This window comes from Cognatishimia coralii (assembly GCF_037478305.1).
GTDB lineage: Bacteria > Pseudomonadota > Alphaproteobacteria > Rhodobacterales > Rhodobacteraceae > Cognatishimia > Cognatishimia coralii.
Map to the genome: position 1 here is coordinate 24,322 of NZ_JBBGAZ010000013.1, position 21,835 is coordinate 46,156.

General features: G+C 53.7%; 24 protein-coding genes. 11 read left to right on the top strand and 13 right to left on the bottom strand.

Annotated features, from left to right (window positions below; all coding sequences use genetic code 11):
• Positions 1-10: 10 nt before the first annotated feature.
• Genes WG622_RS16525 through WG622_RS16535 form a run of 3 tightly spaced genes read right to left on the bottom strand, consistent with a single transcriptional unit; the run spans position 11 to position 1,231 of the window.
• Positions 11-292, bottom strand: a complete 282-nt coding sequence (locus WG622_RS16525) for a TrbC/VirB2 family protein (protein ID WP_243614262.1) — start codon at positions 290-292, stop codon at positions 11-13.
• A 20-nt stretch (positions 293-312) separates the two neighbouring features.
• Entirely contained in the window at positions 313-927 is a 615-nt protein-coding gene (locus WG622_RS16530; RefSeq protein WP_243614263.1) for a lytic transglycosylase domain-containing protein, read from the bottom strand.
• Positions 899-1,231: a hypothetical protein gene (locus WG622_RS16535; protein ID WP_339404543.1), complete on the bottom strand. Its 333-nt coding sequence runs from the start codon at positions 1,229-1,231 to the stop codon at positions 899-901. Before WG622_RS16535 ends, WG622_RS16530 begins: the two co-directional genes overlap by 29 nt.
• A gap of 157 nt (positions 1,232-1,388) precedes the next feature.
• Here WG622_RS16535 and WG622_RS16540 point away from each other — a divergent pair, with 157 nt between their 5' ends.
• The gene (locus WG622_RS16540) at positions 1,389-1,967 is read left to right on the top strand and encodes a hypothetical protein (RefSeq protein WP_243614265.1); all 579 of its coding nucleotides are present in this window, start codon (positions 1,389-1,391) and stop codon (positions 1,965-1,967) included.
• Positions 1,968-2,233: 266 nt separating this feature from the next.
• Here WG622_RS16540 and WG622_RS16545 read toward each other — a convergent pair whose 3' ends face one another.
• The 9 genes from WG622_RS16545 to WG622_RS16585 form a co-directional block, all read right to left on the bottom strand.
• Complete coding sequence (locus WG622_RS16545) at positions 2,234-2,446, bottom strand: helix-turn-helix domain-containing protein (protein ID WP_243614266.1); 213 nt, start codon at positions 2,444-2,446, stop codon at positions 2,234-2,236.
• 176 nt (positions 2,447-2,622) lie between these two features.
• A complete protein-coding gene (locus WG622_RS16550; RefSeq protein WP_339404544.1) occupies positions 2,623-3,549 on the bottom strand; it encodes an electron transfer flavoprotein subunit alpha/FixB family protein in 927 nt (308 codons plus the stop codon).
• Positions 3,549-4,307, bottom strand: coding sequence for an electron transfer flavoprotein subunit beta/FixA family protein (locus WG622_RS16555; RefSeq protein ID WP_303966053.1), 759 nt, complete (start codon positions 4,305-4,307; stop codon positions 3,549-3,551). Before WG622_RS16555 ends, WG622_RS16550 begins: the two co-directional genes overlap by 1 nt.
• Positions 4,308-4,731: 424 nt before the next feature.
• Positions 4,732-5,931, bottom strand: coding sequence for a 3-oxoadipyl-CoA thiolase (pcaF, locus tag WG622_RS16560; protein WP_303966050.1), 1,200 nt, complete (start codon positions 5,929-5,931; stop codon positions 4,732-4,734).
• A 141-nt stretch (positions 5,932-6,072) separates the two neighbouring features.
• Entirely contained in the window at positions 6,073-6,828 is a 756-nt protein-coding gene (locus WG622_RS16565) for an SDR family NAD(P)-dependent oxidoreductase (RefSeq protein ID WP_339404545.1), read from the bottom strand.
• Between the two features lie 68 nt (positions 6,829-6,896).
• Complete coding sequence (locus WG622_RS16570; RefSeq protein ID WP_339404546.1) at positions 6,897-8,534, bottom strand: flavin-containing monooxygenase; 1,638 nt, start codon at positions 8,532-8,534, stop codon at positions 6,897-6,899.
• 112 nt (positions 8,535-8,646) lie between these two features.
• Positions 8,647-9,549: an alpha/beta hydrolase gene (locus tag WG622_RS16575; protein WP_243614272.1), complete on the bottom strand. Its 903-nt coding sequence runs from the start codon at positions 9,547-9,549 to the stop codon at positions 8,647-8,649.
• A gap of 242 nt (positions 9,550-9,791) precedes the next feature.
• Entirely contained in the window at positions 9,792-11,834 is a 2,043-nt protein-coding gene (locus tag WG622_RS16580; RefSeq protein ID WP_243614273.1) for an FAD-dependent oxidoreductase, read from the bottom strand.
• A gap of 8 nt (positions 11,835-11,842) precedes the next feature.
• Positions 11,843-13,288 carry an NAD-dependent succinate-semialdehyde dehydrogenase gene (locus tag WG622_RS16585; protein WP_243614274.1) on the bottom strand — a complete coding sequence of 482 codons (1,446 nt, stop codon included), beginning with the start codon at positions 13,286-13,288 and terminating at the stop codon, positions 11,843-11,845.
• 234 nt (positions 13,289-13,522) lie between these two features.
• Here WG622_RS16585 and WG622_RS16590 point away from each other — a divergent pair, with 234 nt between their 5' ends.
• The 6 genes from WG622_RS16590 to WG622_RS16615 all read left to right on the top strand — a co-directional run bounded on the left by WG622_RS16590 (position 13,523) and on the right by WG622_RS16615 (position 18,748).
• Positions 13,523-13,786: a helix-turn-helix domain-containing protein gene (locus WG622_RS16590; protein ID WP_339404547.1), complete on the top strand. Its 264-nt coding sequence runs from the start codon at positions 13,523-13,525 to the stop codon at positions 13,784-13,786.
• Complete coding sequence (locus tag WG622_RS16595) at positions 13,787-14,263, top strand: IclR family transcriptional regulator domain-containing protein (RefSeq protein ID WP_438839179.1); 477 nt, start codon at positions 13,787-13,789, stop codon at positions 14,261-14,263.
• Between the two features lie 16 nt (positions 14,264-14,279).
• Positions 14,280-15,440 (top strand): acyl-CoA dehydrogenase family protein, encoded by a 1,161-nt coding sequence (locus tag WG622_RS16600; protein ID WP_243614276.1) that lies wholly within the window; start codon positions 14,280-14,282, stop codon positions 15,438-15,440.
• Between the two features lie 17 nt (positions 15,441-15,457).
• A complete protein-coding gene (locus WG622_RS16605; RefSeq protein WP_243614277.1) occupies positions 15,458-16,612 on the top strand; it encodes an iron-containing alcohol dehydrogenase in 1,155 nt (384 codons plus the stop codon).
• The gene (locus tag WG622_RS16610) at positions 16,612-17,796 is read left to right on the top strand and encodes a CaiB/BaiF CoA transferase family protein (protein WP_243614278.1); all 1,185 of its coding nucleotides are present in this window, start codon (positions 16,612-16,614) and stop codon (positions 17,794-17,796) included. The genes WG622_RS16605 and WG622_RS16610 overlap by 1 nt, the downstream gene beginning before the upstream one ends.
• 70 nt (positions 17,797-17,866) lie before the next feature.
• Positions 17,867-18,748: a helix-turn-helix domain-containing protein gene (locus WG622_RS16615; RefSeq protein WP_243614279.1), complete on the top strand. Its 882-nt coding sequence runs from the start codon at positions 17,867-17,869 to the stop codon at positions 18,746-18,748.
• Between the two features lie 79 nt (positions 18,749-18,827).
• Here WG622_RS16615 and WG622_RS16620 read toward each other — a convergent pair whose 3' ends face one another.
• Positions 18,828-19,307 (bottom strand): Lrp/AsnC family transcriptional regulator, encoded by a 480-nt coding sequence (locus WG622_RS16620; protein WP_243614280.1) that lies wholly within the window; start codon positions 19,305-19,307, stop codon positions 18,828-18,830.
• A gap of 160 nt (positions 19,308-19,467) precedes the next feature.
• Here WG622_RS16620 and WG622_RS16625 point away from each other — a divergent pair, with 160 nt between their 5' ends.
• The 4 genes from WG622_RS16625 (at position 19,468) to WG622_RS16640 (ending at position 21,717) form a co-directional block, all read left to right on the top strand.
• On the top strand, positions 19,468-19,941 hold the full coding sequence (locus WG622_RS16625; protein WP_243614281.1) for a DUF2000 domain-containing protein: 474 nt from the start codon (positions 19,468-19,470) through the stop codon (positions 19,939-19,941).
• A 95-nt stretch (positions 19,942-20,036) separates the two neighbouring features.
• Complete coding sequence (locus WG622_RS16630; RefSeq protein ID WP_243614282.1) at positions 20,037-20,501, top strand: PaaI family thioesterase; 465 nt, start codon at positions 20,037-20,039, stop codon at positions 20,499-20,501.
• Positions 20,502-20,590: 89 nt separating this feature from the next.
• Positions 20,591-20,764 (top strand): hypothetical protein, encoded by a 174-nt coding sequence (locus WG622_RS16635; protein WP_339404549.1) that lies wholly within the window; start codon positions 20,591-20,593, stop codon positions 20,762-20,764.
• A 23-nt stretch (positions 20,765-20,787) separates the two neighbouring features.
• Positions 20,788-21,717 (top strand): proline dehydrogenase family protein, encoded by a 930-nt coding sequence (locus tag WG622_RS16640; protein WP_243614283.1) that lies wholly within the window; start codon positions 20,788-20,790, stop codon positions 21,715-21,717.
• Positions 21,718-21,835: the final 118 nt, after the last annotated feature.

The following is a 21,835-nucleotide window of genomic DNA, read 5'->3' on the forward strand; positions in this document are numbered from 1 at the left end:
TATCCGCGCCTTAGGTAAAGCCGTCGACGATGGTGCCGGCCGAGAAGATCAACACGATGCCGATGATCACCGACGCGAACCACCCCCAGTTCAGACGTCCCATCATGCACATGAAGCCAGTGCCGATGACAGCGAGCGTCGCAACAGCGATGCCGATCGGCCCTGTTAGTGCTGCCTCGACTGTTTCCAGCATGGTCTGGATTGGAGAGAGGTCTTGCGCGAAGGCAGGGTTCGACAGAAACGCCAGGGTTGTGGCGGCAGACAATAGATGTCGGAGACGAGGCTTTTTCATTTGGAATTCCTTTAAAGAGATCAGTTCAAGTCGATAACGACCGAGGTCCGCGTTTTTCCTCGAGTGGAAACGCGGATGACGGGCTGCTCTGCGGGTTGCCCGGAAAGACGTGCGCGGATGCGATGAATGCGTGCAATGTAATTCCGCGTCTCTTTGAACGGCGGGATGCCGCCATGTTCTCGGACACGGTGTGGACCGGCATTATAGGCGGCTAGCGCCAGGTCGATGTCACGGAATTCCGAAAGCTGAGCGAGCAGATAGCGGGCAGCCCCTTCGAGGTTCTGACCAGAATCACTTCTGTCGATCCCTAGGCTTCGCGCCGTCGCAGGCATCAACTGACCAAGCCCATAGGCACCTTTTGGGCTGACGGCTGTCGGGTTGTAGGCGCTCTCAGCCTCGACAAGGGCTTGGAACAGGATATGCCATTCAGCTGGTGACAGGCCAACGGAATGCAGGCTGCGGTTTTGCGTATGCCGTTCGGAGGTCGCACGGATGGCAGTGAGGATCGAGTGGCGACCTTTAAGAACGGAGCCGTCTACACGCGCGACAGCAGGCTCTGCGGTCTCTCGTCCGTGATAATTCCAGCCGGAAGTTCTGACGCTGCCGTCAGACCCGATCACCATCAGGTCCGCCATCGCCGTCCTCGGCGTTGCGGATATCGAGATCAATGCTGACAGGGTGGCCATCGCCAAAATTGACGTGGTGATTGACGAGCCCCGGCCAAAGCGCGAACTCGCGCACCTTGGGCCCGTGCTTCTGCACCTTTGCCGCGACCAGGATGAGTTCCTCATCCCCGACCGTGTAGATGCAATGGTAAAGCGGCTTGCCGTCACCTGTGCCTCTCACGAGTTCGTACCGACATGTGAACTCAACGCCTCTGGCGATCAGATCCTTCACTCCATCGAGCGTGATCAGGCTTAGGTGTCTTGCTATCGGCATGGTCTCTCCCTTCGAGAGACCTTCATACATCATGCAAATGACACGAAAACCGCAGATAGAGTCAATATATATAAAACGTAGAAAATAGAAAAAAGATAGATTCCCGCTGAATACCTGCTAAGTAAATGATAGATTGCACAAATTATTGGAGAACCTTATGCACCGGTTACTGATGGGCTTGATCATTGTGCTTGGTTTTGGAGCGTTTGGCACAAAACCTGCGCGTGCTTACGACATGGATTGTGCAATCATGCTGTGTATGGCCGGTGGGTTTCCATCGAGCGCGGTGTGCGCCGCCGCCTATGCGGAAATGATTCGACGCATAACCCCCTGGCCGGTGAGGCCACCCTTCGGGATCTGCACCTTCGCTGCCGTGCCAGTAGAGCTTGGAGGACCGGGCGGGGAAGGGGAGTTGGACATATCCATCCCGGAATACGCATGGCTGAGAAAAACGCGGGTTCTCTGGTTTTACGGAAGGTCCTATGAGCCACGAGACGATCCTCGCCAGTGGGATTGGTATGTACGCTCCTGCGATCATGAGAACCGGAACTGTCGATATCATGTCCGCGTCTACGGATCACATTCGCCTTGGCCCGCGAACTTTGTCAGCGAAAATGGCCAGTCAATATCGTTTCCCGGCGGTGGAGGTCGCTTCAACTTCTTCCACCGAGCTGTGATGGTCGAATTCGGCGACTACGAAGGCAACATGGATCACTCGGAGTGGTATCGATATTAGGTCTCTTTTGCCGGTCTTGTAGTCCTGTCAAGCTGGCGGATTTCGATTTGGTCCTCGTCCACAGCTTCGGGATCGACAAACCACATCTTGCTTGTCTTGCCGGTATTCCACTGGAATTCGCGTCAGACCAGTTTTGACCCGGACGAAGTTTGCAAGAAGCCTTCGGCTATAGGTTGTGCAGCGAGGCGAGGAGGGGGCATTGGGGAAAACTCCCGTGAATGAATTAATGAACTATCTGAAGGTTGGATCGAACGCTATTGACAGGATCAGCGTCGCGGGGCGACCAGCGCTGATGGGTCGACAGAGAGAGCTGCAGCAATCTTTTCCAACATGTCCAAAGATGCCGCGTATTTGGCGTTTTCGAGCTTGCCCATGTAGCCTCGATTCACACCCGCGCGCAGGGCGAGTTCTTCTTGGCTCAGCCCACGCGCGCGGCGTAAATCCTGGATGTTGAGGGCAACTCGGTCGCGTAGCTTCATGCCCAGAAAACGGACATGAAGAGCAGTATTTAACCACGCGATATACTATACATTCTGGAGCGAAGGCAACTTTGATAAGAAATGCAAATTGGTGTTTGAATCGCTCTGTCAGTCCAATGTCTCCAAAAAAGCGGGTCGGCACAACATTTCGGCTGGCCGACCCAGTCAGGGAGGATTCACAGTTTCTCGGTGAGTTCCGGTACAGCCTGGAACAGGTCGGCGACCAAACCGAAATCGGCAACCTGGAAGATCGGAGCCTCTTCGTCTTTGTTGATCGCAACGATGACCTTCGAGTCCTTCATGCCAGCCAAGTGCTGGATGGCACCCGAGATGCCCACGGCGATATACAGTTCCGGGGCAACAACCTTGCCGGTCTGACCAACTTGCAGGTCGTTCGGGGCATAGCCCGAGTCAACAGCTGCGCGCGACGCACCAACGGCGGCGCCCAGCTTGTCGGCCAGTTTCTCGATCAGGGCGAAGTCCTCTTCCGAGCCAACGCCACGGCCACCCGACACAACAACGCCAGCCGAGGTCAGCTCGGGGCGGTCGCTTTCGGCAACCTTGTCTTCAACCCATTCCGACAAGCCGGGGTTGTCAGCAGCGCCGATGGCCTCGACCCCAGCCGAACCGCCTTCGCCAGCGGCGTCGAAGGTCGACGTACGGAAGGTGATGACCTTCTTGGCGTCTTTCGATTTGACGGTCTGCATGGCGTTACCGGCATAGATCGGGCGCTCGAACGTGTCGCCATCGACTACGGCGGTCGCGTCCGAAATCACCATCACGTCCAGCAGAGCCGCAACGCGCGGCATGACGTTTTTGGCGTCGGTGGTGGCCGGGGCAACGATGTGCTCGTAATCGCCAGCCAGCGATACGATCAGGGCTGCGGTCGGCTCGGCCAGGCGGTGACCCAGCGATGCGTCTTCGGCAACCAGAACCTTGGCCACGCCGTCGATCTTGGCGGCGGCTTCACCAGCGGCGGCGGCAGATGCGCCAGCGGCCAGAACGGTTACATCACCCAGCGCTTTCGCAGCGGTGACAGCCTTGGCGGTGGCGTCCAGCGCCAGTTCACCATTGGTAACTTCAGCAAGAAGAAGAACAGCCATTATACAGCCCCCGCTTCCTTGAGTTTCGACACAAGCTCGTCCACCGAGCCAACGATGATGCCAGCGGCGCGTTCTGCCGGCTCCGAGGTCTTCACGATCTCGAGGCGCGGGGTCACGTCAACGCCGTAATCCGCAGCGGTCTTTTCGTCCAGCGGCTTTTTCTTGGCTTTCATGATGTTCGGCAGCGACGCATAGCGCGGTTCGTTCAGGCGCAGGTCAACGGTGATGATCGACGGCATCTTGACCTTGATGGTCTGCAGGCCGCCGTCGACTTCGCGGGTCACAACGGCGTTGTCGCCGTCAATGTCCAGTTCCGAGGCAAAGGTGCCTTGCGACCAGCCCAAGAGGGCCGACAGCATCTGACCGGTGGCGTTCATGTCGTTGTCGATGGCTTGCTTGCCCGCCAGAACCAGGCCGGGCTGCTCTTCTTCAACAACTTTCGCCAGGATTTTGGCCACGGCCAGCGGCTCGATGTCGTTGTGCACATCATCAGCAGCGTTGACCAGAATGGCGCGGTCTGCGCCCATGGCCAGAGCCGTGCGCAGGGTTTCCTGAGCCTGCTTCACACCGATCGACACGACGACGATCTCCTCCGCTTTGCCGGCTTCTTTGAGGCGGATCGCCTCTTCGACAGCGATTTCGTCGAACGGGTTCATCGACATTTTCACGTTGGCGAGATCAACTCCGCTTCCGTCCGCTTTCACACGAATCTTCACGTTGTAGTCAATCACGCGCTTTACAGGCACAAGTACCTTCATGGGCGTTGGGCTCCTCTTCCATTTTCATTTTCTATCCAGTTCGACGAATACGTTCTTTGCGTTGGTCCGGCTTCCCAATGAGGCGTCGATGGCTTGGCCCTTGGTGTGGAGTGAAATCTGGATGCAGGTTTCCATTGTCATTGTCCAAATTGTTGAGGATGAGGTCGCGCTTAACCAAATTCTATCCTGTAGAGGCTGCAATGAAATCGATGACGTCGATCTTGAGGCCGATGGTGTTGGGGTTGTAGGCCGTTGAGCTCTCAGTGTGTTCTCAGTTCTTGGTCATAAGAGCGGCACCAGCACTGCTGGTGCCGCGAGTTGATCGCCCGTGGGGAGGTGGGTGGGCGATCTCTGTTAGATAACATGTTTCAAACCAACTTATTGTGGTTCCAAACGCTGACAAACCTGTCTTTTGATCTTTCGTTCAAATGCCCTCTAAAGCTATGGCTATGCCCTGACCCACACCGATGCACATAGCCGACAATGCTCTTTCCCCGGCCTTAAGATCCAAGCTGGCAGTTCCTGTTATTCGCGCTCCTGACATGCCGAGCGGGTGGCCCAAAGCGATTGCGCCACCGTGTGGGTTGATGCGGGGGTCGTTATCTGCAATTCCGAGCGCGCGCAGCGTTGCCAAACTTTGAGAGGCGAATGCTTCGTTTAATTCGATTCTCGCGAAGTCGGCCTGGTTCAAACCCAAGCTATCCATGAGTTTGATCGACGCTGGCGCCGGGCCATAACCCATTATGCGTGGTGGCACGCCCGCAGTCGCTCCGCCGAGCACCTTCGCAATGGGCCTGAGGCCGTGCTGCTTTGCCGCTTTTTTGCTGGCGAGGATCAGCGCAGCTGCACCGTCGTTGACGCCAGAAGCATTGCCCGCTGTTACAGTTCCTCCTGCCTTTGCAATGGCACCCAGCTTCTGTAGTCCTTCAAATGTGGTTGAAGCTCTCGGGTGCTCATCGGTATTAACGACAATCGGATCGCCTTTACGTTGAGGAATAGTTACTGGTACAATTTCTTTGGCGAGGCGACCATTGGCTTGCGCTTTTGCTGCCTTCTGCTGCGAGTAAAGCGCAAACTTGTCTTGATCCGCGCGATTGACGTTGAAGTCTTCCGCCACGTTCTCGGCGGTTTCGGGCATACTGTCGACGCCGTATTGGTCTTTCATAAGCTTGTTGACGAAACGCCACCCGATGGTTGTGTCATGCACCTCGTTTGCCCTTGTAAAGGCGGCAGGTGCCTTTGGAATCACGAACGGCGCGCGAGACATGCTTTCGACGCCGCCAGCAATTATCATTTCGGCTTCGCCAGATTTGATTGCTCGCGCCGCAGTGATCACCGCATCCATACCTGATCCGCATAGACGATTCATCGTTGTTCCAGGAACGGTTTCCGGGAATCCCGCCAACAAAAGCGACATGCGCGCCACGTTGCGATTGTCTTCGCCGGCCTGATTGGCGCAACCGTAGATCACCTCGTCGATGGCCCCTAAATCAAGGTAAGAGTTACGATTGGCCAGCGCCTTAAGCGGAATTGCGCCCAAGTCATCTGCCCGCACAGACGAAAGAGTACCACCATACCGGCCAATTGGTGTGCGGATGTAATCGCAAATGAAAGCATCAGTCATTTGTGGACTTCCTGATCTACCTTGAAACTAGCTGAAAGCACCTGCGGTGTGGTTCATTGAAATTCTTCGACTTCTTTTTTCGCAGGGTTGCACAAGTGCCCCCGCAAGGACCAAGCCTTGCGGGGGGAAGCAACAGTGATTTCAATTCGCTGTGTATCCGCCATCGACGACAATTTCTGCGCCGTGAACGAAGGATGAGTCATCAGACGCCAGGAACAACACGGCGTTAGAAACCTCTTCCGGCTTGCTTGGACGTTTCAGTAGGGTTGCACCAAGAATAGCTTCACGCGTTGCTTCGTCGCTGTGCAGCAAATCCTTGGTCATCGGGGTGTCGATAACGCCGGGGTGGATAGAGTTCACACGAATCCCACTGTCTGCCAGATCGACGGCACAGGATTTAGTCAGTAACCGAACCGCGCCTTTTGAGCCAATGTAGGCTCCTGCGGATGCGGCGCCGACAATGCCATAAATTGATGAAATGTTGATAATCGAAGCGTTTCCAGATTTTTTCATCAACGGCACAGCGGCGCGAATGCCCAGATATACACCGCGAACATTAACGTCGAAAGTCATGTCAAACTCTTCAGGTGTAGTCTCGTGAAGAGGCTTCAGAATGAGAATGCCTGCGTTGTTCACTAGAATATCCAAACGACCTGTTTTGGATTGTACCGCGGAAATGACTTTGGCCCACTCGGTTTCCTGGGTTACATCATGTTGGATAAATTCGGCTTGGCCACCGGACGCTACAATATTCTTAACTACGGTTTCACCCGCTTCCGCATCGCGGTCAGTTACAAAGACCTGTGCGCCTTCGCGAGCTAGCAATTCGCTGTGGGCTTTGCCCATGCCCATCGCACCACCTGTTACCAGGGCAATTTTACCTGAAATACGTCCCATTCTCTTTCTCCCTTTATTGATTGCTAATCAGCGATTGCCGGGGCATCTAAGAAGCCCCGGCAATTTACTTATGCTTCGGCGGTTTCTCGGTCGCGGATCAGAGACGGATAGCCATCGTCCTTTACCGCACTGATGGCCGTGCGATAGTTCCCGATTCCAGCCATATAGAACATGACCGCGTTCTTTTTGCCGGGGATGTTCGCGCCGAAAATCCAGCTTTCTGCCTTAGGGAAGAGGGTCATATCAGCGATTTCTCGACACGTGCCAACCCAGGCATCCCGCGCTTCCACGGTTGGCTCGACACTCTTGACGCCCGATTCTTCCATCGTGCTGATCGTCTCAGAGATCCATTCGACTTGGGTTTCAATACTTGGAGGCAAATTTGTGAATGGGCCATTTGGGCCAAGGATCATGAAGAAGTTCGGGAAATCGACTTCCATCATGCCAAGATAACCCAGGGGACCTTCCTTCCATGTGTCGCGCATGGTCACACCGCCGCGGCCTCGGAGATCCATTTTCACGTAGTTGCCGTCAACAGCGTCAAAACCGGTGGCGAAGATTACGACGTCAAGTTCATGCTCCTCTCCGCTCTCCAAACGAATGCCGTTCGTAGTGAATTCTGCAATCGGATCGGACTTCACATCTGCAAGTGTCACATTGTCCCGGTTGTAGACGTCGAAATAGTCGTTTCCGCAGAGCGGACGTTTGGCATAGAGGTCATTTGGGATTAGCTTTTCAGCAATCTGAGGATCTTTAACGATCTTGCGGATCTTGCCTTTGATGAAGTCGGCGGCTGCGTCGTTGGCAACCTGACTCGTTGCAATGTCGCAGAAGGTCCCGAACATGAAGTAAAAGCCGCCACCGCGCTGCCATGCAGCTTCAAACACGCGCTCACGCTCTTCCTGAGTCGCCGTTTCCGCTGGGATAGTGCTTTCTTCGAAGCCAAATGCCACGGCTGAGTTCTTTACTTGATCCCAGATTTGGTCATAGTTTGCCTTTTGCTCGGAAATAGTTGCTTCGTCTTGGGGCGTGTTGCCGATAGGGACTACATATTGAGCAGAGCGTTGGAAAACCGTCAGGTGTTTCGCAACGGGGGCCGTCGCAGTGATGACCTGAACGCCAGTCGAACCAGTGCCGATGATACCAACACGTTTGTTCGACAAATCCACATCTTCCGGCCAGGCGCCTGTGTGCAAAATGCGACCCTTGAAGTCGTCAACGCCCTTGAAACTTGGCGTGTTTGTTGCAGACAGCAGACCGAGGCCGGTCACCAGATATTTCGCGGTGACTGTCTGCCCGGAGTCCGTCACGACGCTCCACAATCCCGTCTCTTCATTGTAGTGTGCACCGTCAACTTTTGTATTGAACTTGTAGCTGCGCCGCAGATCAAGATGGTCCGCCACTTCGTTCATGTAGTCCAGGATTTCGGGTTGCGTCAGGTAGCGTGTTTTCCAGTGCCCACGCTTCAGAAGTTCTTTGTCAAAGGAATATCGGTAAACGTAGCTTTCCGTGTCTGACAGAGCGCCGGGATAGCGATTGTACCACCACGTACCACCAACATCACTTGCACTGTCAAAGCCCTGTACGTTCATTCCTTGCTCGTTGCGCAACTTGTGGACGGCGTATAGCCCACCGAAACCTGCACCAATTACAACCGCATCGTAGTCGGCGCCTGTTGTTTTGGTAATCTCTGTCTGTACGTTCATTTCACTCCTCCCAGAGCATGACCTCTCGATCTCGCGCTATGCGAGTGACAAGTCGGTTGATGATTGTTTTTGGAAACTGGCCCGCGCTGCATATCAGGCGGGCCAAAAATGGTCAGAGGCCCTTGTACCAGGCCGCGATCCGACCAAGTTCCTCTGTCGCTTCTGGTGCGCGTCCCGACAGGGCGGGGAAAACGTGCTGCATACCGTCAACAACAGAGAGCGTCGCATTAACACCCTGTTCTTTTGCCTTTTTGTAAAGGCGCTCAGAGTCGCTGAGCAAAGTTTCTGCGCCGCCAGCATTGATATAGAGTGGTGGGTAGCCCGAGAAATCATTCTCCAACGGGTTGGCGAGTGGGTTCAACGGGTTTGTCTCTTCTCCCAGGAACATGCCCGCCATTGCTTCAAGGATTGGCTTTCCAACCAGGGCGTCGGTTTCGGCGTTAGTTTCCAGTGATGGGCCACGCATCGCCATGTCGAGCCAAGGCGAGTACGCGATAACACCCCCAGGCAGCGGCAGGCCAAGTTCACGCATCTTGAGTACGCTTGCGACGGCAAGATTGCCACCCGCACTGTCACCTGCCGTCAGAATCTTTGCTGGTTCATAGCCTTGCTCCAAAAGTGCCTTGTACGCTGCGACTGCGTCTTCAAGCTGAGCCGGGAACGGATGTTCAGGCGCTCGGCGATAATGCAAGATCACGGAAATTACGCCCAGTTCCTTGGCAAGGTGACCTGCCATTTTTCTGTGGCTGTCCGCAGATCCTACGGCAAAGCCGCCACCATGCGTATAAACGATCACGCGAGATTTATCAGCGCCTTCAGGTAGCGCCCAAATAGCTTCGACCCCTCCCACATGGTCGCTTTTGTAGCTTACATTTTCGGGCTCAAGCGCGGGCTGACCCCATTCGTCGAACATGCTGCGCAGATTTGCGATCGTCAGGTCTGGGTTCTCGACCATCTGGTCTGTCCAGTTCTGATAAAGCGCTCGGAGCGTGTCTGCTTCTTTGCTGACTTGCATTGTCTTCCTCCCAGTTTACTCATGCGGCTCAGACGCCGCCTGTTGTCTTTCAAGTCCAACCTGGCTGCACGAACAGCTGAGATTGCCTCGAGTTTCTGAGTAAACGGGCAGGAGTCTTATGTATTGAACAGTCGTGCTTTGGGTATTGTCATTTCTTGCTCAGTCGATGCAAAGGCAGGCAAACACAGTGTGATAACGGGCTAAATTGCCTGCCTTCAGTTTTGATGAGAAGTGTTTATGAGTTAGGCGGAAGCGAAAACCAGATCTAGGTTGCGTGGCGTTTTCCAACTGAACGTGGTCTTTTCTGCGCACGCATCATAAAGCGCCCTTACTCGAGCCTCGCCGACGTTCTGAGCGTAGTGCATCAAACCACCTCGCCAGCGAGGGAAACCGTAGCCGTGGATCATCACCAGATCGATGTCCCGTGGTTGCTCTGCAATGCCTTCCTCAAGGATGTCGCAAGCTTCTGTCAGCATTGTTAGCACAAGCCGGTCAACAATCTCCTCAGAGCGAAATGTCTGAAGTGGAATGGTCAGGTCTTCTGAAATTTGGGAAATTTCCGCTGCGACTGTGCTTGAAGCTGAAGACCGACCTTCTGCGTCATAGTCATACCACCCTGCGCCAGATTTGCGTCCTAGGCGATTATGTTCCTCAACCATCTGTTCAACCAGTGGAACGTGATCCTCGTCTAGTCCTTTGTTGGCGGACCTCCTCTGAATATTCGCATAGGCAATGTCCAAGCCTGACATGTCCTGCGCTGAAAATGGACCCATTGCCATGCCAAAGTCACGCATTGCGGTATCAATTTGTTCGACCGAGGCGCCTTCTACTAGAAGGCGAATGGCGGCTTGCCGGTAGCTCGATAAGATCCGGTTCCCGATAAAGCCGTCGCATACGCCGGATAGAACGGGGACTTTATTAAGTCGGCTAGCCAGGTCAAATGCAATGCCTAAGGTGTTGTCCGAGGTTTGATTGCCCCGGACAATTTCCAAAAGCTTCATAATGTGAGCGGGGCTAAAGAAATGTAGACCGACGAAACGATCAGGATTCTTGAGGCCTTCCGCTAGTCGATTGACATCAAGGTAAGATGTATTGGTCGCAAGCACGGCATCATGTGGCAACACGGCTTCCAGTTCGTTCAGAATTGCGCATTTTACATCGAAGTTTTCGAATGCGGCCTCAATAGCTAGAGTGGCCTGAGGAAGATTTGCATAGCCAACTGCTGTGGCCAGACGAGAGACAATGGCCTGTGCGGCCTCATCCTGCAACACCCCTCGCTTGACGCCTTGGTTTACGAGCTCATGAAGGTTGTTGGAAGCCCATTCAGCCGATGCAGTATCGCGTTCTACGACCGTCACAGAAATCCCTGCGGATGCTAGTGTATAGGCAATGGCGGCCCCCATATTGCCGCCACCAACTACAACCGCGGTTTCAATTTTCTTTGAAGAACATGGGAAAATGCGTGCCTTGTTTGCCGCCGCACGCTCGGAAAAGAAGACGTGGCGAAGGGAGCGAGCTTGATCCGATTTGCGCAGGGTCAGAAAAGCAGATCGTTCGTTTTGCAACGCTTCGGCGAATTGCATTGAGGCACTGGCTTTTATCAGGTCCGCTGCGATCTGTGGAGCATCCTGGCCCGCCATCCGTCGCTTGGCACGCGTGTGCGCGGCGGCCAATGCCGCGTCATCCGGCAAAGGTGCTGGCAGATGGTCTGGAGCCCTTGCCTTCGCTAGATCAGCAGCGTCAAGCGCTAGAGCTGCCTCCAATGGATCTTCGGCCAATTGTTGGATCATCCCCAAGTTTATGGCCCGAGTGGCGGAAACTGCCTGTCCGCTGACAATCATATCAAGTGCGGATTCTATGCCGATAAGCCGAGGCAATCGCTGTGTCCCGCCAGCTCCGGGCACCATTCCCAGGATGACTTCGGGCAGACCCAATCTGGCTGCCGGAGCAGCGATACGGAAGCGGCACGCTAGGGCTATTTCCAATCCTCCGCCAAGTGCTACGCCGTTGATCGCCGCGATGGTTGGGATCGAAAGTTGTGCCAGCTTTAACAGCACATCGTTCAGCTGAGGATCATGCGGAGGCTTTCCGAATTCATTTGCGTCCGCACCCGCAACGAAAGTTGTCCCCGCACCGGTGATAATCAGGCGACTAGCGCCAGAATCGTGTGCTCGGCTAATTCCGCGTTCGATACCGGCTCGAACCTCCGCATTGATCAGGTTAAGGGGCGGGTTGTTGATAGTTAGGATGGCGGAACCATTCACGATGCTAAATTCGACAGGCATCTGCAATCTCATTCTACAGGAGCGCGGTTACGCGAAATGAATTTGGTCATGAGGTAACCATCAAAGGTCTCTGTTCCCCCTTCGCTTCCATAACCGCTGTCTCTGACGCCGCCGAACGGGGTCTCCGGTAAAGCGAGGCCGAATTGGTTGATGCTGACCATTCCCGCATGCAGATTTTGGGCGGCTTGGTCCGCTCGTTCCAAGGAATTGGTGAACACGTAGGATGCGAGACCGAATGGCAATCCATTCGCGCGCGATAGGCCATCTTCGATGCTTTTGAATGGAGATACCGCCGCAATAGGACCGAATGGCTCCTCTCGCATCAAAGCAATGCTGTCGTCGGGCGTGTCAACAATGGTTGGCGCAAAGAAGTTTCCAACATTGCCGATGCGACTGCCTCCGGTCAGGATATGCGCGCCATTCTGTCGCGCATCCTCAACAAGCTGCTCCATCGCGTTAACGCGGCCGGGGTGACACAGCGGCCCCATATCAATGCGGTCGTGCAACCCATCACCTACCTTTACGCGTTCAAAGGCCGAAACCAGTTCCGCCATGAAGTGGTCGTAGATCCCTTGCTGAACAAAAAAGCGGGTTGGTGCGATGCAAACTTGGCCAGCGTTGCGCAATTTGTTGGTCGCAAGGGCTCGTGCCGCTGCTTCAGCGTCGGCATCGTCAAATACCAAGACTGGGGCGTGGCCACCAAGTTCCATTGTCGCGCGCTTCATGTGGCGTCCGGCCAGTTCGGCTAGGTGCTTGCCCACTCCCACCGATCCAGTGAATGTGATTTTGCGCACTTCGGGGCGTTCAATAAGCGTCTCCGAGATGAAACCCGAATTACCCCAAACCAAATTAAGGCAACCTTCTGGCAGGCCCGCTTCTTGGAGGAATCGTGCTATTGCCATACAGCCCGCCGGCGCCTCCGCCGGCGCTTTGAGGATCATGGTGCAGCCTGAAGCTAGCGCCGCCGCCACTTTTCGAACTGCCTGGCTCAGCGGGAAATTCCAGGGAGTAATGGCAAGGCACACGCCAATGGGTTCGCGAACGACAAGCTGTTGAACCTGTGGGCTACGCGAGGGCACGATTCGACCATAGATGCGTCTGCACTCTTCAGCGTGCCAATCCACGTGATCGGCGGAGGAATGTACCTCGGCTAAGGCTTCGGCCAGGGGTTTTCCTTCATCAAGCGTGATCCAGCCAGATATCAGCGTGTCATTGGCCCTCAGAAGGTCTGCGAACTTCCGTAGAATTCCGCTTCGATCCATGGGCGACGTGTTTCTCCAGAGTTGAAAAGCTGATTCGGCGGAACGAACGGCGCGATCCAAATCCGCAGCGCTTGCCTGGGGTATCTGTCCAATTTTTTCACCATTCGCTGGATTCAGGACAACGCGGTCTTCCTGTGTTTGAGCGCCGCTCCACTCTCGTCCTATCAGGTGTTGTATTACGGGATATTTCAAAGAATTCACTGTGTTGAGCCCTTTCTGTCTCTGGATTTTTTTGTGCGTTCAAACACGGAGGCGAAGTGCTGGGTTTGTATATATTCCGCATAGCGGAAAACTTTACCGCACTATTGACTAGGACGATAACGAACGTTTAGATGCGTTTCAAGAAGCATCGTTAGAGGTAGGAGGGGTGCATTGAGGCCAAGAAAGAACCGCACTGATGACACGGAAGGACCAGATCGAGATTTCGTGACAGCGCTGGCGCGTGGCCTTGAAGTACTGCGGGCATTCCGACGCGAAGGCGAGGCTCTCGGGAATGGTGATTTGGCCAAACGGACAGGTCTTAGCAAATCGACGATCTCAAGGCTGGTCTACACGTTGAATAAACTCGAGTACCTTAGCTACGACCCGGATACTGCTCGCTATCGCTTGGCACCGCCTGTGCTGTCGCTGGGTTATTCTTGCCTCGCCGGGATGCCAGTACGGCAGTTGGCGAGACCTTATATGCAATAACTGGCGGACTACACCGGCATGCCCGTGGCTATGGCCAGTCGTGACAGGCATTCGATGGTTTACCTGGAACGCTGCAAAGGAACCAATGCTGTGACGCTGGCAATAGAAGTCGGTGCCCATATCAAACTGGCGACATCGGCTGTGGGCCGCGCATACATCGCGTCGCAAGAGCCGGAAGAGCAAGCAAAAATCCTCTCCGTCTTGAAGGAACATGAAGGCGACAACTGGTCGAAAGTACTGCCCGGCATTGAAACCGCCATCGAAAGCTACGAGAGGCTCGGATACTGCACTTCGTTCACGGAGTGGAAGAACAACGTGAATGCAGTAGCCGTGCCCTATATTCCCAAAGATGGCTCACCCGTCATTGCGTTCAACTGCGGTGGCCCTTCTCAAACATTGACGCGCGACTGGATTGAAAACGACGTCGCCCCCCGTCTTGTCGAACTTGTCCGTCGCCTTTCGACGGTCGCCCCTTAACTACGCTGAGAGCACCATGGCCCTAGATACAGACACCCTTTCGCAATTTCTCGACGCGCTCGATCGCTTCGTCAAAGAACGGCTGATACCCAAAGAAGAGCAAATAGCCGTTGAGGATATGATTCCATCTGAGTTGGTGGACGAAATTCGCATGATGGGCTTGTTCGGCATGTCGATCCCCGAGGAATTTGGCGGTCTTGGCCTTTCAATGGCGGAGGAAGTGAAGGCGGCTTTTGTATTGGGCCAAACTTCTCCGGCATTTCGGTCTCTTGTTGGTACCAATAACGGAATTGGTTCACAGGGGATAATTATTGATGGAACCGATGCGCAGAAGGACCGATATCTGCCTTCGCTTGCCTCCGGCGAGATGATTGCCTCCTTTGCGTTGACCGAACCCGATGCAGGATCGGATGCGGGTAGTGTGCGTACTACTGCTCGCCGTGACGGAAGCGATTTCATCCTAAACGGTACAAAACGCTACATTACCAACGCTCCTCGCGCAGACCTTTTCACGGTTTTTGCTCGCACCAACCCTGACGAAAAGGGAGCTGCTGGCGTTAGCGCTTTCCTCATCGAAGCGGGGACTCCCGGGTTAACGCTAGGTCCGCCTGACCGCAAAATGGGGCAGAAAGGTTCTCACACCTGTGACGTTATTCTGGACAACGTTCGGGTTCCAGCAGCCAGCATTATCGGCGGCCCGGAGCGGCTGAACAAGGGCTTCAAAACGGCAATGAAAGTTCTAGACCGGGGGCGACTGCATATTTCCGCCGTTTGTGTGGGTGCCGCTGAGCGTCTGATCAAGGAGAGCCTGAATTTCGCAACAGAGCGTAAGCAATTCGGTGCTCCAATTGCAGATAAGCAACTGATCCAAGCGATGCTAGCTGATAGCAGGGCCGAGTCCTTCGCTGCGCGCTGCATGATCGAAGAAACCGCGCGCCGCAAGGACGCCGGCCAGAACGTATCAACCGACGCAGCCTGCTGCAAAATGTATGCAAGCGAAATGGTGGGCCGAGTGGCGGATCGCGCGGTGCAGATTCACGGTGGAGCGGGCTATATGGCCGAATACTCTGTCGAACGCTTTTATCGTGATGTGCGTCTCTTCCGTATTTACGAGGGCACAACTCAAATTCAACAAGTACTGATCGCGCGAAACATGATCCGCGACGCTGCGGCTTAAAAGAATTGGGGAATACAATGGACTTCAATTTTCTTTCCACACCAAAGATTGTTTGCAAAAGCGGCGGGCTCTCGCAGATCGGAAATCTCATGCAGGGGTTGTCCTGCACACGCGTGTTGATCGTGACTGATCCTGGCATTGTTGCTTGTGGTTTTTCTGGGGATACGGTCAATGCGCTCAAGGCTGAGGGTCTTGAGGCCAAAGTTTTTGATCAGGTCGCCGCCGATCCACCGATTTCTGTTGTTGAGACCGCTATCGAATGTGCTCGAGATTTTGGAGCAGATGGGGTAATTGGACTAGGGGGCGGCAGTTCGCTGGATACCGCAAAGGTCGTTGCAGCGGCGTTGCCCAACAAACAACCTGTCGCGGAAATGATTGGTGTTGACCGCGTCACTGGAAAACGTTTGCCGCTCGTTCAAGTGCCGACAACCGCAGGAACCGGCTCCGAGGTCACTTGGGTGTCAGTTTTGACTTCGGAAACGCATGAGAAACAAGCGGTCTACGCTCCACAGCTACTGCCTGATATTGCCTTGCTCGACGCTAAGCTCACATTGGGCATGCCGCGGTCCATAACGGCGGCAACGGGATTGGACGCCATGGTGCACGCCATAGAGGCCGCAACCAGCCGGACGCGCAAGAACCCAGTCTCGGATGCGCTTGCCGACAAAGCTCTTACTCTACTGGGTCAAAATCTCAGGAGAGTTTTGGACATGCCTTCGGACCTTGCAGCGCGCGAAGCAATGTTATTGGGGGCAACGCTGGCTGGAATGGCGTTCATCAATGCCAGCGTGGGAGCAATTCATGCTTTGTCTTATCCGCTGGGAACCGGATTTCACGTACCTCATGGGCACGGAAACGCATTGGTTGCAGGCCCTGTGATGCGTTACAATTTGCCTGCCGCAGAAAAAGAATATGCCCGCCTGTCACGGTTGCTTCTGCCAGCGCGGCCCTTCAAATCAAATGCTGCCGCCGCCAATGCTTTGATCGATGAGATGGAACAAATCTTGTCTGACAGCGGGTTGGAAACACGGCTGTCTGCATTGGGTGTCACCAAGGACGCGATTCCGAGCATGGCGAATGAGGTCGTCACTGGCATCAAGCGACTGCTTGAGACTAACCCGCGTGATATGACGGCCGAAGATGTCTCTCGTCTTTACCATGAGGTGCTCTGATGAGTGGAGCATTGGAAGGAATCAAGGTGGTCGATCTAAGTCGTGTGCTTGGGGGGCCGTATTGCACGCAGATGCTTGCCGACCACGGCGCGGAGGTGATCAAAGTTGAGCCGCCTCAGGGTGATGAAACACGAGGCTGGGGGCCGCCCTTCAAAGACGAGCTTAGCGCGTATTTTTCAGGAGCAAATCGCAACAAAAGATCCATAGCCATTGACCTGCGCCAACCGGAAGGGCGTAACCTGGTCTTGAGGCTGTTAGAAGATGCGGACGTTTTGGTTCACAATTTCAAACCTGGCGCACTGGAAAAATGGGGGCTTGGTTATGAGGAAGTGTTGTCAATCAAGTTCCCAAAGCTTGTGTTTTGCCACGTCACCGGCTTTGGCGCAGATGGGCCGCTTGGCGGATTTCCGGGGTATGACGCTGTTGTGCAGGCCATGACTGGGCTAATGAGTATCAATGGTAATCCAGCTAATGGCCCAACTCGGATGGGTACACCAATCGTGGACATTGGGACTGGCATGATTGCCTGTAATGCCATTCTCGCCTCCCTTCTGGAACGTGGTCGATCCGGATTGGGGCAAGCCATTGAGGTGCCGCTCTATGATTCCGCAATCAGCATGATGCACCCGCAAGCGGCCAATTCCTTGATGTCTGGGCAGATCCCGAAGGCGACGGGCAATGGACACCCTAATATCGTGCCATATGACATGTTTGAGACAAGCACCGGCAAACTATATTTGGCAGTTGGGAACAACCGGCAATTTGCGGTTCTCTGTGATGTGCTCGGAATTCCAGAAGTGCCTAGAGACGTTCGGTTTGTCGACAATGCTGCCCGTTTGACCCATCGGGCAGAGATTACGCATCTTCTCTCTGAGTGTTTACGGTGTCATGATGCCTTCGAATTGGAACCCGTGCTATTAAATGCAGGCGTTCCTGCGGGTGTTGTCCGTGATGTCAATGAAGCCCTTGCCCATCCGCACACACGGCACCGCGATATGGTTGTTTCTAAAGAAGGGTACCGAGGCACAGGTGTGCCAGCGCGATTGTCGCGTACCCCTGGAACAGTACGTTCGGCGCCACCTCGTTTCGGGCAACACTCGATAGAGCTACTGCGCGAAGCCAAACTGACGGAAGACGAAATAGGCGAGCTGGTTAGCAAGGATATCGTTCGCGCTGAACAATAAGTCGGAGGGCTGGCTTAGATTGGAGTTGTGCTAGAAGAGGACAAGCAGAATACAGCTTGGGGAGGTGAAGATGAATAACGCACTCATTACGCCGAACGGTATACCTGAATGGATTCCAGGTGAGACTACGCTTGACAGTTCTGGTAGTGGATGGCGAGGCCTGACCCTAAAGGGTTACAACTACGATGGGCAAGATGCTGATATCCCACCTATGCGTGATTACATGATTGTTGCCTACGATTGCGCGGCAACAACGATGTCCCGATCTGACGGGGGCTCTTGGGAGCACGCGCGCGTGGGCAAAGGCCGAGTGTCTTTGCTGACGCGTGGAGAGAAGTCGACATGGCGTTGGGTTGATCCGATTTCCGTCAGACACGTCTACCTCACTCATGATGAGATCGAAACAACGGCACTGTCTGTTTTTGATCGTGATCCGCAATCCATTGAGATTAATGACCGACTATCTTCCGAGGATCCGGTGATAGTGAACTGCGTTCGCCTCTTGGAGGGCGAATTGAAGAATGGTGGGCTTGGTCAAAAGTTAATGATAGACGCTTTGCGCAACCAGATCGCTGTTCATTTGCTTCGCCAATATGCCCAAGTTACCTTGGACAGTGACGCCACCTGTAAATTTAATCCCAGCCAGCGGCGACGCATCATCGATTTGGTGGAAAGCTCTCTTGATGAAAACTTGAACATCAAGGATATGGCCGACACTGTTGGTCTCAGTCAGTTCCACTTTTCGCGACAGTTCAAGACAGAGTTCGGATACGCACCGCACGCCTATGTGTTGCGCAGACGCATTTCAAGAGCGAAAGAAATGTTGCGACAAGGAGATGTTCCTCTGAAAGTGGTCGCACTGGATTGCGGGTTTTCAGATCAAAGTCACTTTAGCCGTTCTTTCCGAAAAGCTACTGGACTAACCCCGGGCAAATTTCGGATGCTAGCATGAAGCTCGAAAACGATACGCTTACCCAAATTCAACAAAATGAGTTCAAGAACCGTTAGGCGCTAACCGCTCTGATTGATGTCTAGAGAATTGGCCATCCTTCAAACGGTTTGATTTCCTTGAGTGCAAAGCTGCTTGTCATTGCTTTGATTCCCGGCATCCGCCGCAGACGATTCATTGAGAATTCTGCGTAATCGTCGAGATCGCGACATACAACTTGTAGGAGAAAGTCGGCGCTGCCGCCGACGGAATGGCAGGAGACGATTTGTGGGTAGTCAGCGACAGCCTTTTCAAAGGAGTTGGCCTCTTCTGCTGAATGAGTATCGATTTGGACAGAAACATACACCAAAACGCCTAAACCGAGCCGATTGCGATCAATCACGGCCCGATAGCCTTGAATGTAGCCATCTTCTTCTAGGCGGCGAGTGCGCCGCCAGCATGGGGATGTGGACATGCCGGTTGCTTCGGCGAGTTCCGCATTGCTAAGTCGGCCATTGGACTGAAGGGCCAGCAGAATACGGCGATCCGCTTCATCAAGGAGTTTGGTTTCAACACTTTTCATATTTCACCGCTTGGGTATGATCTACCTGAATCCCAAATTTGTGAGGAAGAATATGCCTTGAAATTGGGAAATTCAAGCAAAATAGAACCAATTCGTTCGAGTGAAATGTGCTTAGTTCACTTCAAGATACACACATGCTTGCGGAATCCTGGAAGAACTTATGCCAACAGAAAACGTAACCTCTCCTACGACAAATGTTCACAATGCTCCCCTGCATGGTGAGGGTGATCTTCGATTGGCCATTGTCGTTTCACCCGATCAATCAATCGGTTATCTCGCAAACACAGTTGCGACAATTGCTGCTGGGATAGGGGCGGTGCATCCTGGCATAGGAAATGTAACGCTTACGGACAGTGAGGGCGTTTCGATAATGAATTCTGCGGACCGTCCAGTTCCAATTTTGCAAGCGGACTCCGCTCAGATGCTGACCATAGCGGAAAGCGCTCACAAGCATTCAACCGGCCTGACGCTGGTGGCCTTCCCAGAGTTTGCTCGAAAACTCCATTCTTTCAAAGATTACAAGGATGAGTTTCCACAACGCTCCCTGTCTAACGAAGCTCTGAGCGGAGTTGGCCTGTGTGGTCCAGTAAAAGCCGTTAAGTCGTTGACTGGTTCTTTAAAGCTCCTTCGTTGAGGAAGTGGAGGTCAATGCCCCGCGTGTAATAGGCCAATTGGATCGCGGAAAACTCCCAATCTCATCCTGCGTAACCAACAGAAGGATCTGTATGTATGCTCGACAATCTAACGCTCTATGAACATTTGCCAGAGAAGCAGTTTCAGCACCTCAGTGCACAATTCGCGCGAGAACCTGCTTACCGTTATATTGGGCTCAAGCTTCGTGATCTTCGCAGAGGATTTTGCGCGACGGTGACGACAGTATCCAATGATCTGCATCACCATCGTGGAGCGGTCCAAGGTGGTATCATCGCAATGATCGCTGATGCTACAGCCGGCTACACGGCGCTAGCCTCGCTTGATGTTGAGGCGATGTACGATGATATGGCAACGATCGAATTTAAAACTAGTTTCTTTCGACCTGGCGCTGCTAAGGAGCTCATCTGTGTTTCCAATCTTGTCCACGGCGGTAACAGAACCCTGTTCTGCGCTGCGAAAATTTATCTTGATGAGATTGGTGACAATCAGTTGTGCGCCGATGCGACATTGACTTTCTCGCGCCTCCGATCACGTGCTTAGTAACTTACGTAATACTGACAAAAGCAACAGGTTCAGAGAAATATGCTGACTCCAACTCAGTGTCAGTTTTGAAGATGACATGTCCTGCGATGAGTTCTTCGAACTCATTCCTCCAGGACAACAAAGATTCGGCAGCTTTTGCCAATAGCACGGGTTTAACCGGTGGGTTCGAAGCGCAAATGGGACTTACACGCAATGAGATGCAAGGCTTGCCACTAATGCAAAGAGAAATGGATGAAAAAATGGAGTGGAGCAAGAAATGATTAGGCGTGCGTGGCAAAGCTCAATGATCGCGCTTGCCCGGTCCGATCGTGTCAAAGCGTTCATGCAAACTTCGAGGGCGACGTCTTTTCTGCGTAGAAAGTTCGTTGCTGGCGACGACGCCTCCGCAGGCGTTCAGCGTGCGCAGCATCTCTTGAAGCACGACGGCATTCACAGCTCTTTGTTTTACATGGGTGAGTACGTGGATAATTTCGATTTGGTTAAGGAGAATGTCCTGCAGAAGTTGGGTGTTGTCGAGGACCTGAGGCTGGCCGGGTTAGATATTCATGTCTCCGTAGATCCGACACAAATCGGCTATCAGGTTGATCCAAATATGCTACCAGAATTTGCTGGTCAGATTGCTGAGAAGATAGCAACGGCGAAAGGCAATGGAGTCGGTCTTAACTGCCTGATGTTTGATATGGAGGACGCAACACTTCTCGCTCCCACTATCTCCCTCCATAATTCCTTGCAGGATTCGGGCTATCCGGTTGCCTTAACTTTGCAAGCGTATCTACGACGTACATATGACGATATGAAAGACCAAATTTCTCGCGGGAGTAGGGTCCGTTTGGTGAAGGGGGCGTTCGCTGCGGGACCGGAAATCGCATTCCAAACTCAAGCAGAAATTAAGGCAAATTCCCGAAAGATTATTGATCTCATGTTCTCTCGAAGGGCCAAGGAAAACGGCTTCTATCCAATTGTGGCCACGCACGACACTAGGCTTCATGAGTACACGATTAGATTGGCAAAGGCGAATGATTGGCCGGATGATTCATATGAATTCGAAATGCTTCTTGGCGTTAGAGAAGACCTCGCCAAAAACCTTGCCCTGCGTGGTCAACGTGTCCGCCTCTATGTTCCATTTGGCAAAGACTGGTGGCCACATGCCGTGCGTCGGATAGGCGAGAATCCGCGAAATGCCGCGCTACTTGGGAAAGCCCTTCTTAAGTAGCGCACATCCTTTGTGAACTCACGGCGAACATCCGCCTGCGCTCCGCCGTGGAGGGCAGAGCACAAACCCACTGTCTCTCGTCATGGGTGAGAGACCAGCGCGGGCAGGTCACGGAGAT

Excerpts from the sequence above, each read along its gene's own strand:
- WG622_RS16525 (WP_243614262.1), bottom strand. The coding sequence starts at position 292 with ATGAAAAAGCCTCGTCTCCGACATCTATTGTCTGCCGCCACAACCCTG.
- WG622_RS16530 (WP_243614263.1), bottom strand. The coding sequence starts at position 927 with ATGGCGGACCTGATGGTGATCGGGTCTGACGGCAGCGTCAGAACTTCC.
- WG622_RS16535 (WP_339404543.1), bottom strand. The coding sequence starts at position 1,231 with ATGCCGATAGCAAGACACCTAAGCCTGATCACGCTCGATGGAGTGAAG.
- WG622_RS16540 (WP_243614265.1), top strand. The coding sequence starts at position 1,389 with ATGCACCGGTTACTGATGGGCTTGATCATTGTGCTTGGTTTTGGAGCG.
- WG622_RS16545 (WP_243614266.1), bottom strand. The coding sequence starts at position 2,446 with ATGAAGCTACGCGACCGAGTTGCCCTCAACATCCAGGATTTACGCCGC.
- WG622_RS16550 (WP_339404544.1), bottom strand. The coding sequence starts at position 3,549 with ATGGCTGTTCTTCTTCTTGCTGAAGTTACCAATGGTGAACTGGCGCTG.
- WG622_RS16555 (WP_303966053.1), bottom strand. The coding sequence starts at position 4,307 with ATGAAGGTACTTGTGCCTGTAAAGCGCGTGATTGACTACAACGTGAAG.
- pcaF (WP_303966050.1), bottom strand. The coding sequence starts at position 5,931 with ATGACTGATGCTTTCATTTGCGATTACATCCGCACACCAATTGGCCGG.
- WG622_RS16565 (WP_339404545.1), bottom strand. The coding sequence starts at position 6,828 with ATGGGACGTATTTCAGGTAAAATTGCCCTGGTAACAGGTGGTGCGATG.
- WG622_RS16570 (WP_339404546.1), bottom strand. The coding sequence starts at position 8,534 with ATGAACGTACAGACAGAGATTACCAAAACAACAGGCGCCGACTACGAT.
- WG622_RS16575 (WP_243614272.1), bottom strand. The coding sequence starts at position 9,549 with ATGCAAGTCAGCAAAGAAGCAGACACGCTCCGAGCGCTTTATCAGAAC.
- WG622_RS16580 (WP_243614273.1), bottom strand. The coding sequence starts at position 11,834 with ATGCCTGTCGAATTTAGCATCGTGAATGGTTCCGCCATCCTAACTATC.
- WG622_RS16600 (WP_243614276.1), top strand. The coding sequence starts at position 14,280 with ATGGCCCTAGATACAGACACCCTTTCGCAATTTCTCGACGCGCTCGAT.
- WG622_RS16605 (WP_243614277.1), top strand. The coding sequence starts at position 15,458 with ATGGACTTCAATTTTCTTTCCACACCAAAGATTGTTTGCAAAAGCGGC.
- WG622_RS16610 (WP_243614278.1), top strand. The coding sequence starts at position 16,612 with ATGAGTGGAGCATTGGAAGGAATCAAGGTGGTCGATCTAAGTCGTGTG.
- WG622_RS16615 (WP_243614279.1), top strand. The coding sequence starts at position 17,867 with ATGAATAACGCACTCATTACGCCGAACGGTATACCTGAATGGATTCCA.
- WG622_RS16620 (WP_243614280.1), bottom strand. The coding sequence starts at position 19,307 with ATGAAAAGTGTTGAAACCAAACTCCTTGATGAAGCGGATCGCCGTATT.
- WG622_RS16625 (WP_243614281.1), top strand. The coding sequence starts at position 19,468 with ATGCCAACAGAAAACGTAACCTCTCCTACGACAAATGTTCACAATGCT.
- WG622_RS16630 (WP_243614282.1), top strand. The coding sequence starts at position 20,037 with ATGCTCGACAATCTAACGCTCTATGAACATTTGCCAGAGAAGCAGTTT.
- WG622_RS16635 (WP_339404549.1), top strand. The coding sequence starts at position 20,591 with ATGAGTTCTTCGAACTCATTCCTCCAGGACAACAAAGATTCGGCAGCT.
- WG622_RS16640 (WP_243614283.1), top strand. The coding sequence starts at position 20,788 with ATGATCGCGCTTGCCCGGTCCGATCGTGTCAAAGCGTTCATGCAAACT.